The organism is Agreia sp. (assembly GCF_964263775.1).
GTDB lineage: Bacteria > Actinomycetota > Actinomycetes > Actinomycetales > Microbacteriaceae > Agreia.
Genome location: NZ_CAXVWM010000039.1, coordinates 1 through 8,911, shown reverse-complemented (window position 1 = coordinate 8,911; position 8,911 = coordinate 1). Strand labels below are relative to the sequence as shown.

7 protein-coding genes, 4 tRNA genes and 1 pseudogene are annotated in these 8,911 nt (G+C 65.7%); 5 read left to right on the top strand and 7 right to left on the bottom strand.

What is annotated here, in order from left to right; translation table 11 throughout:
• From ACE5CZ_RS03525 to ACE5CZ_RS03500, 6 genes and pseudogenes are all read right to left on the bottom strand, one after another.
• A pseudogene (locus ACE5CZ_RS03525) lies at nt 1–372 on the bottom strand (pyridoxal 5'-phosphate synthase lyase subunit PdxS); the annotation flags it as partial.
• Nucleotides 373–412: 40 nt separating this feature from the next.
• Nucleotides 413–976 (bottom strand): HIT domain-containing protein, encoded by a 564-nt coding sequence (locus ACE5CZ_RS03520; protein ID WP_374945978.1) that lies wholly within the window; start codon nt 974–976, stop codon nt 413–415.
• A complete protein-coding gene (thrS, locus tag ACE5CZ_RS03515) occupies nt 976–2,898 on the bottom strand; it encodes a threonine--tRNA ligase (protein WP_374945977.1) in 1,923 nt (640 codons plus the stop codon). The genes ACE5CZ_RS03520 and thrS overlap by 1 nt, the downstream gene beginning before the upstream one ends.
• Before the next feature lie 141 nt (nt 2,899–3,039).
• Nucleotides 3,040–3,111, bottom strand: a tRNA-Val gene (locus tag ACE5CZ_RS03510).
• A 48-nt stretch (nt 3,112–3,159) separates the two neighbouring features.
• Nucleotides 3,160–3,233 (bottom strand) — tRNA-Cys (locus tag ACE5CZ_RS03505).
• A 53-nt stretch (nt 3,234–3,286) separates the two neighbouring features.
• A tRNA-Gly gene (locus tag ACE5CZ_RS03500) sits at nt 3,287–3,358 on the bottom strand.
• A gap of 243 nt (nt 3,359–3,601) precedes the next feature.
• Between ACE5CZ_RS03500 and ACE5CZ_RS03495 the strand changes: the two genes are divergently transcribed.
• The 3 genes from ACE5CZ_RS03495 (at nt 3,602) to ACE5CZ_RS03485 (ending at nt 6,252) form a co-directional block, all read left to right on the top strand.
• Nucleotides 3,602–3,674 (top strand) — tRNA-Val (locus tag ACE5CZ_RS03495).
• A gap of 98 nt (nt 3,675–3,772) precedes the next feature.
• Entirely contained in the window at nt 3,773–4,810 is a 1,038-nt protein-coding gene (locus tag ACE5CZ_RS03490; RefSeq protein ID WP_374945976.1) for an LLM class flavin-dependent oxidoreductase, read from the top strand.
• Nucleotides 4,807–6,252: an MFS transporter gene (locus tag ACE5CZ_RS03485; protein ID WP_374945975.1), complete on the top strand. Its 1,446-nt coding sequence runs from the start codon at nt 4,807–4,809 to the stop codon at nt 6,250–6,252. Before ACE5CZ_RS03490 ends, ACE5CZ_RS03485 begins: the two co-directional genes overlap by 4 nt.
• A gap of 7 nt (nt 6,253–6,259) precedes the next feature.
• Here the strand turns inward: ACE5CZ_RS03485 and ACE5CZ_RS03480 are convergent, their stop codons facing one another.
• Entirely contained in the window at nt 6,260–6,823 is a 564-nt protein-coding gene (locus tag ACE5CZ_RS03480; protein ID WP_374945974.1) for a type II toxin-antitoxin system PemK/MazF family toxin, read from the bottom strand.
• A gap of 64 nt (nt 6,824–6,887) precedes the next feature.
• On the opposite strand from ACE5CZ_RS03480, the gene ACE5CZ_RS03475 reads away from it, so the two are divergent.
• Nucleotides 6,888–8,657 (top strand): glycoside hydrolase family 15 protein, encoded by a 1,770-nt coding sequence (locus ACE5CZ_RS03475; protein WP_374945973.1) that lies wholly within the window; start codon nt 6,888–6,890, stop codon nt 8,655–8,657.
• A 70-nt stretch (nt 8,658–8,727) separates the two neighbouring features.
• The coding region (locus ACE5CZ_RS03470) for an SDR family NAD(P)-dependent oxidoreductase (protein ID WP_374945972.1) at nt 8,728–8,911 on the top strand (184 nt) is incomplete at its 3' end.

Here is an 8,911-nt window from a genome sequence, read left to right as displayed (position 1 = left end):
GACGTAGTCGGCCGGACTCAGCACCTCGGACTCGTCGATGTAGTCGACGCCGAGCACCTGGAGCACCTGCGCCTCGACGAAGTGGCCGATGCGCGCCTTCGCCATGACAGGAATGGAGACGGCACCGATGATGCCGTCGATGAGGTCGGGATCGCTCATGCGGGCGACGCCGCCCTGCGAACGGATGTCGGCGGGAACGCGCTCGAGGGCCATGACGGCGACGGCGCCGGCATCCTCGGCGATCTTCGCCTGCTCGGCGTTGACGACGTCCATGATCACGCCGCCCTTGAGCATCTCGGCGAGCCCGCGCTTGACGCGGCTCGATCCGTGCTCGGCGCGGCCGTTCTGGGAAGGTGTCTCTAGGGTGCTCATTGTGTCCTCTCGGCCCCGATTCTACTCGGGGTACTGATGTCTAGGCTGACTCGGGCCAGGCGGCGGCGATCGACGCGCGAACGTCTCCGAGCAGCTGGGGAAGTGCTTTGGTCCGGGCGATGATCGGAAAGAAGTTGGCGTCTTGTGACCATCGGGGCACCACGTGCTGGTGCAGGTGGTCCGCGATGCCCGCTCCGGCGACACGCCCCTGGTTCATGCCGATGTTGAAGCCATGGCACTGCGACGTCTCGCGCACGACCTTCATCGCGGTCTGCGTCAGCGCAGCGATCTCGATGACCTCGGCCTCGGTGGCGTCGTCGTAGAGCGGCACGTGCCGGTAGGGACAGACGAGAAGGTGGCCGCTGTTGTACGGGAACAGGTTGAGGAGTACGTAAGCGTGCACTCCCCGGTGCACGATGAGCGCTTCGTCATCGCTCAGCTGCGGGGCACGACAGAACGGACAGCTCTCGTCGCCCGAGACGGGTCCATTCTCTATATACACCATCCGGTGCGGGGTCCACAGGCGCTGATATGCGTCGGGAACGGCCGCGAAGGATGCCGACCGTTCGATCGGAACGTCGGGAAACTCGCTGTGGAGGGGAATCACGCCTGTCCCTGAGTCGTGACCTGCAATCGGGAGTCGATTGCCGCGCGGATCCGGGTGACCGCCTCGTCGATCGGTACGCCGTTCTCCTGGGTGCCGTCGCGAAAGCGGAAGCTTACCGATTTCTGCGCCCTGTCTTCCTCGCCCGCGATGAGCAAGAAGGGTACTTTCTGCAGCGTGTGGTTTCGGATCTTCTTCTGCATGCGATCGGCGGAGATATCGAGCTCGGCGCGAACGCCCTGCTTCTTGAGAGTCGCGATGATGTCGGCGAGGTAGTCCTCGTACTGCTCGGCGATGGGAATGCCCACGACCTGTACCGGTGCCAACCAGACGGGGAACGCGCCCGCGTAGTGCTCCGTGAGCACACCGAAGAAGCGTTCGATCGATCCGAAGAGGGCCCGGTGGATCATGACGGGACGCTGCTTCGTGCCGTCGGAGGCCGTGTACTCGAGCTCGAATCGCTCGGGCAGGTTGAAGTCGAGTTGCACGGTCGACATCTGCCAGGTACGACCGATTGCATCGCGTGCCTGCACCGAGATCTTCGGGCCGTAGAACGCCGCGCCGCCGGGATCGGGTACGAGGTCGAGACCGGACTCGGCCGCGACCTCGGCGAGGGTCGAGGTCGCCTCCTCCCAGACGTCGTCGTCTCCGACGTACTTCTCGGGGTCTTTGGTGGACAGTTCGAGGTAGAAGTCGGTCAGACCGTAGTCGCGCAGAAGGGCGAGGACGAAGTTGAGCGTCTTGGTCAGCTCTTCCTTCATGTTTTCGCGCGAGGTGAAGATGTGCGCGTCGTCCATGGTGAGACCCCGCACGCGGGTGAGGCCGTGCACGACGCCCGACTTCTCATTGCGGTAGACGGTGCCGAACTCGAAGAGTCGAAGCGGAAGGTCTCGATACGACCGACCCGATGAGCGGTACACGAGGATGTGCATCGGGCAGTTCATCGGCTTCAGGTAGTAGTCGGCACCCTGGCGCGTGATCTCTCCCTCGTCGTTGCGAGCCTCGTCGAGGTGCATCGGGGGGAACATGCCATCGGCGTACCAGTCCAGGTGCCCTGACTGCTCGAAGAGGTGCGCCTTGGTGATGTGGGGCGTGTAGACGAAGTCGTAGCCCTCTTCTTCGTGCTTCCGGCGGGAATAGTCCTCCATCTCGCGGCGGATGATTCCCCCCTTCGGATGGAATACGGCCAGTCCCGAGCCGATCTCATCAGGAAAGGAGAAGAGGTCGAGTTCGTTGCCGAGCTTGCGGTGATCGCGCTTGGCCGCCTCTTCGAGGCGGGCCTGGTGCGCCCGGAGCTCGTCCTTCGTCGGCCAGGCCGTTCCGTAGATTCGTTGGAGCTGCTTGTTCTTCTCCGATCCGCGCCAGTAAGCCGCCGCGAGTCGCGTGATGGAGAATCCGTTGCCGACGAGGCGAGTCGACGGCAGGTGGGGTCCGCGGCACAGGTCCTTCCACAGGGTCTCGCCGGTCTTGGGATCGACGTTGTCGTAGATGGTGAGCTCTGCGCCTCCGACCTCGACCGATTCGTCGGCCGTCTCGTCTTCGGGTGAACCCGTGAGGCCGATGAGTTCGAGCTTGTAGGGCTCGCCGGCCATCTCGGCTCTGGCCTCGTCTTCGGTGACGACGCGTCGGGTGAATCGCTGGCCCTGGCGGATGATGCGTTCCATGGCCTTCTCGATGGCCTTGATGTTCTCGGGCGTGAACGGTTCGGCGACGTCGAAGTCGTAGTAGAAACCATCGGTGATGGGTGGGCCGATGCCCAGTTTCGCCTCGGGATTGATGGTCTGCACGGCCTGCGCGAGCACGTGGGCGGCCGAGTGACGCAGTATGTCGAGGCCGTCGGGAGACTCGATGGTGACGGGCTGCACGTCGTCGCTCGCATCGACAGTCGTGGCGAGGTCGCGCAGGTCGCCGTTCACCCTCATGGCCACGATCGACCGGTCCGGAAAGAGTTCGAATCCGTCAACCACGTTTAGTCCCGCTCCTCGTTTTGTCACCGACCTGTCCACTGTAGTGCGGTGCGCAGACGACGAAAGCCCCCGGTTTCCCGGGGGCTTTCTCTTTTGTGGGCGATACTGGGATCGAACCAGTGACCTCTTCCGTGTCAGGGAAGCGCGCTACCGCTGCGCCAATCGCCCATTCGTTGTTAAGCGGTGAAGCTGTGCCTCGAACCAAGGCCATCTGAGTGGAGGTGGCGACGGGATTTGAACCCGTGTGGACGGCTTTGCAGGCCGCTGCCTCGCCTCTCGGCCACGCCACCATTCTTTGAGCTACGCCCGGCACATGACTGTGTCGGATGAATCTTCTCACTCGAGCGGATGACGAGATTCGAACTCGCGACCCTAACCTTGGCAAGGTTATGCGCTACCACTGCGCCACATCCGCATTTGCCCGCTTTTCGGCGTGCGTTGAAGACTCTAGCTGAAAGTGTGTGGCTTGGCCAAACCGGCGCTGGATCGACTCGTCACAATCGAGCGTCGAGCCCCCTGCGACTCCGTGATTTCAGGCCGCGGATGCCACGCGTGCCCGGCTTTCCCCCGGGCGTGTCGCAACGGATCCGGGCGCGGATGTGCGTGCGGGTGCCGGGTCGGCTATGATCGATCCGCGCTGCTTCGTGCACCGCGTGACGGGCGATTGGCGCAGTTGGTAGCGCGCTTCGTTCACACCGAAGAGGTCATCGGTTCGAGTCCGGTATCGCCCACCCGTCACCAAGCCCTGATCAATCGAAAGGTTGCTCGGGGCTTTCGTGTTCGGCGGCGAGTCCGTCACGCGACAGCCGCATGATTTCGAGGAGATCCCATGCCACAACAGGTCGAGTTCGGACTGGACACGTTCGGAGACGTCACGACTGCGCCCGACGGCACGCCGCGTTCCTACGCTCAGGTCATCCGGGACGTCATCGCGGAGGGTGTACTCGCCGACCAGGTCGGGGTCGACTTCATCGGCCTGGGCGAACATCATCGTGACGACTTCGCGATCTCGGCTCCGGATGTCGCGCTGGCGGCGATCGCGGGCCAGACGTCGCGCATCCGGCTCGGCTCGGCCGTGACCGTTCTGAGCTCGGACGACCCCGTGCGGGTGTACCAGCGATTCGCAACGCTGGATGCGGCATCCGACGGCCGTGCCGAGGTCATACTCGGCCGCGGTTCGTTCACTGAGTCGTTTCCCCTGTTCGGCTATGAGCTGAGCCAATACGAAGAACTCTTCGAACAGAAGCTGGACATCTTCACCCGCTTGCTCACCGAGCAGCCCGTCACGTGGTCGGGAAGCACGCGCGCTTCCCTGATGAACCAACGCGTCTTCCCCACCACCGAGTCCGGAAGCCTGAAGACGTGGGTCGGAGTCGGGGGCAGCCCGGAGTCCGTCGTTCGCGCGGCCCGTTACGGTCTGCCCCTGATGCTCGCGATCATCGGCGGCGACCCCGTGCGATTCGCGCCGTACGCCGACCTGTACAGACGCGCACTCGCCCAACTCGAGAGCCCCGAGCTTCCGATCGGGGTGCACTCCCCCGGCTACGTCGCAGCGACAGACGACGAGGCCCGGGAGGAGTTCTGGCCCGAGTACAAGAAGATGCGCGACCGCATCGGGGCGGATCGCGGGTGGCCGCCCATGGCCAAGGCCGAATTCGACCGAGAGGCGGGGCCGCACGGGTCTCTCTACGTGGGTTCACCGGAGACCGTCGCGCGAAAGATCGCCTCCACGGTTCGTGCCATCGATGCCAGCCGCTTCGACCTCAAGTACAGCGCCGGGCCTCTCTCGCACGACCGTCTCATGACCTGCGTCGAGCTCTACGGCACGGTCGTCATCCCGCGCGTTCGCGAATTGCTGGCCGAATGACCGCGGCCGACGCGAGCGGGGTCGGCTTCCGCTCGAAGCGCGGCCCGGTGCTCATCGCCCTGATGGTCACGACCGGGCTCGTCGCAATCGATTCGACGATCCTGGCCACGGCCGTGCCGTCGATCATCGACGACCTGGGCGGCTTCGCGCAGTTCCCCTGGCTGTTCTCGATCTATCTTCTCGCCCAGGCTGTGTCAGTTCCGCTCTACGCCAAACTGTCCGACACCGTGGGACGCAAACCGATCATCCTGATCGGGGTCGGTCTGTTTCTCCTGGGTTCCATCCTGTGCGGCCTCGCCTGGAGCCTTCCATCGTTGATCGCCTTCCGCGCGGTGCAGGGGCTCGGTGCCGGGGCGGTGCAGCCCATGGCGATCACCATTGCGGGTGACATCTACTCCGTGGCGGAACGCGCCAAGGTGCAGGGATATCTGGCCAGCGTGTGGGCCATAAGCTCAGTCGCAGGACCGACGCTCGGCGGCGTGTTCTCCGAGTTCGTGTCATGGCGGTGGATCTTCTTCGTCAACGTTCCGCTCTGTCTCGTCGCCGGTTGGATGCTCGTGACCCGGTTCCACGAGAAGATCGAGAGACGCGAGCACCGGCTCGACATCGCCGGCGCGGCGCTGCTGACTGCAGGGCTGAGCCTCGTGATTCTGGCGGTTCTGGAGGGCGGGCAGGCTTGGGCCTGGGATTCCGCTCCCAGTGTCGCGGCGTTCTCGGTCGGAGGTGTCCTCCTGGCGGCCTTCGTGCTCGTCGAGCGGCGCGCGGCCGAACCGATTCTCCCCCTCTGGGTCTTCTCCCGCCGGCTGCTCGTGACGACGACGCTGATCTCCTTGGGCGTCGGGGCGATTCTCATCGGGCTGACCTCATACGTTCCGACGTTCCTCGAGGGCGTCGCAGGCACGTCGCCGTTGCTCGCGGGGCTCGCCTTGGCCGCCCTCACGATCGGCTGGCCGATCTCCGCCTCGTACTCGGGCCGGCTCTACCTTCGACTGGGGTTTCGACTGACCGTGCTCATCGGCTCAGGCCTCGCCGTCCTCGGCTCCGCCCTCCTGCTCGTGAGCTTTTCGACCGCCCAGATCGTGTTCGTCGCGACGAGTTGCTTCGTCGTGGGACTCGGCCTCGGGCTGGTCGCGACACCGAGCCTGATCGCAGCCCAGTCGAGTGTTGCCTGGAACGAACGCGGCGTGGTGACGGGCACGAATCTCTTCGCGCGCTCCATCGGCAGCGCCGTCGGAGTCGCGGTCTTCGGAGCCATCGCGAACAGCATCTTCGTGGCGGGCTCGACGGGCGCGGGCGATCCGACGGTTCTGACGCACGCCTCGGGCGCCGTCTTTGCCTCCGTGCTCGTGTGCGCCGTGGTCACCGTCGCCGCAGGGCTGGCGATGCCGCGCGCCCGCGTCGAAGACGTGGAGCACGTCGAGCAAGTCGAGGCGACGCCCTGATCCGTCTCTATGAAAGACGGCTCGCCAGGGCCGTGGAGACGGCAGCGAACTGCTCCCGGCTGACGGAGTTCGCCTCTCGCCGCATGCCCGATTCGAAGACGCGGAACACGCGGTCGAGCCGCGCCCAGCTCGGTCGGCCCTGCGAGTCCCACGCGCCCGGGCCGATGTACACGAAGTGTCGGGCGTCGTCGTCGTGCGGTGTGCTCGTGAGTTGCACGGCGAAGACCGATCGCGCGGTGTCGCGGGCCACGATGACGACGGGCCGGTCCTTGCCGCGGCCGTCGTTCTCTTCGTAGGGCACCCAGGTCCAGATGACCTCACCCGGGTCTGGCTCGCCGTCGACCCGGGGTTCGAACACGATACTCGCGCGTCGGAGCACAGTCGAGGCCACCTCGATCGTCGCCTCTGGTCCGCTTCGACCGGGCGATGTCGTCGAGGAGACGTCGGATGCGGCCGGGCCGCCCGAACCGCTCGGCCGGCGGCCAGAGCCGGGTCGAGGCTCGGTCGTCGTGCTCGTGCCGAAGACGGCCAGAAGGCCCCGGACGACGCTCTTCACTGCCTCGAGTCTCATGACGCCGAGCGTACAGCGTCGTCAAGCCCGGAGCATTCCCCGCCGAGGTTGCTATACAGGACGGATGACGATTCGAACCGACGGCACCGTTCCTCTGCGCTCCTACGGTGTCATCGGCGACGGGCGGACGATCGCCGTGATCGCCCAGGACGGCGGTGTGGACTGGTTGCCGATGCCGAGCCTCGATGCCACGCCGGTCTTCGCGCGCCTGCTGGATGCTCGAGACGGCGGAGCCGTCGACCTGATGCCCGTCGAGGAGTTCACGGTCTCCCGGCGCTACGTCGAGGGCACGAATGTGCTCGAAACGACCTTCACCACGGCGTCGGGTCGGGCTGTGCTCACAGACGCGCTGGTGACGGGTATCGCGGGCAGGCTTCCCTGGACGGAGCTGGCTCGGCGGGTCGACGGCGTGTCGGGCCAGATGCGTTTTCGCTGGCGCGTGGCCCCGGGAACCTGCCTGGCGACGGCGTCGCCGTGGAAGCAGACGACCACGCACGGCCCCGTGATCCGGGTCGACGGCGTCACGATCGCGGTGCGGGGCGTCGAGCACGGGCCGCGCGGCGGGGGCGACGCCGCGTTCGCCGGGTCGTTCACGACGCAGAAGGGGTCGCGGCACGTGATCACTGTGGTGGGAACCTCGAACGAGCCGCTGCACCTTCCCGATGCGTCGAATGTCGACCGGGGCATCGATCGCACGATCGATAATTGGCAGTTCTGGTCGCGAGAGTTCAGCTACGACGGCCCCTGGTCCGACGAGGTGCACCGCAGCACCCTGGCGTTGAAGCTGCTCATCTACAGTCCGACGGGAGCCATCGCGGCGGCGGGAACGACATCCCTGCCCGAGAATCCCCGCGGCGGCAAGAACTGGGACTACCGGTTCGCCTGGGTGCGCGACCTCGCGTACACACTGCACGCGCTCATCCGCTTCGGGCTGCGCGAAGAGACGCACGCCGCTGTCGCCTGGCTGCTCACCACCATCAGGCAAAACGGTCCCGAACTCCATATCTTCTACAGGCTCGATGGGTCGGTTCCGTCGGGCGTCACGAAGCAGGATGCTCCCGGCTGGAACGGCGCAGGTCCCGTGGTGACAGGCAACCCGGCCCGCGGCCAACTGCAGCTCGGCGTCTACGGCGACCTGTTCGATGTGATGCGTCTCTACGTGTCGGCCGGCAACGTTCTCGACGCCGAGACGGGCCGCCTCCTCGCATCCGTCGCCGACCGCGCCTGCGATGCCTGGCGGCAGCGCGACGCCGGCATGTGGGAGCTCGATGACGCGCAGCACTACACCTCGGCCAAGATGGGCTGCTGGCAGGCCCTGGATGCCGCGGTCGAGCTCTGCGCGAAAGGCCAGATTCCCGGAGACTCGGCCCGCTGGCTCGCGGAACGTGAGCACATCCGGGAGTGGATCGAGACGAACTGCTGGTCGAACGAGAAGAAGAGCTACGTCGCCTATCCGGGATCCGACGAGCTCGACGCGTCGGTGCTGCTGCACGCGCCCAGCGGATTCGACCGGGGAGAAAGGATGTCGCAGACCATCGACGCCCTTCGTGACGAGCTGGGTCGAGGTCCGCTGATGTATCGCTATTCGGGCGCGGATGCAGAGGAGGGAGCCTTCGTCGCGTGCTCCTTCTGGCTGGCGTCGGCGCTCGCCTGCGTGGGGCGCACCGACGAGTCGGTCGCCCAGATGAACGCCATGATCGAGCTGTCGAACGACGTCGGCATCTTCTCCGAGATGATCGATCCCGACGACGGGCAGTTTTTGGGCAACCTGCCCCAGGCGCTGAGCCACCTGGCGCTGGTCAACGCGGCCATCACCATAGAAGAACTCACCTGAGGCCGGTGGCGCTCGGGCATCCCATCACGACTTCGAAAGCGGCGCAACCCGCCGAGCCGCGTGGGCGCCCATGCCTATCGTGGAGAACATGGACTTACGAATCTCAGGAAGAACAGCGCTCGTCACGGGTGCAGATTCAGGAATCGGTTGGAGCACGGCGAAGATCCTGCTCGACGAGGGCGTGACCGTCGTCATCACCGATCTCGATCAGGCGTCGCTCGACGAGGCCGCGGCCCGGCTCGGCGCACCCGATG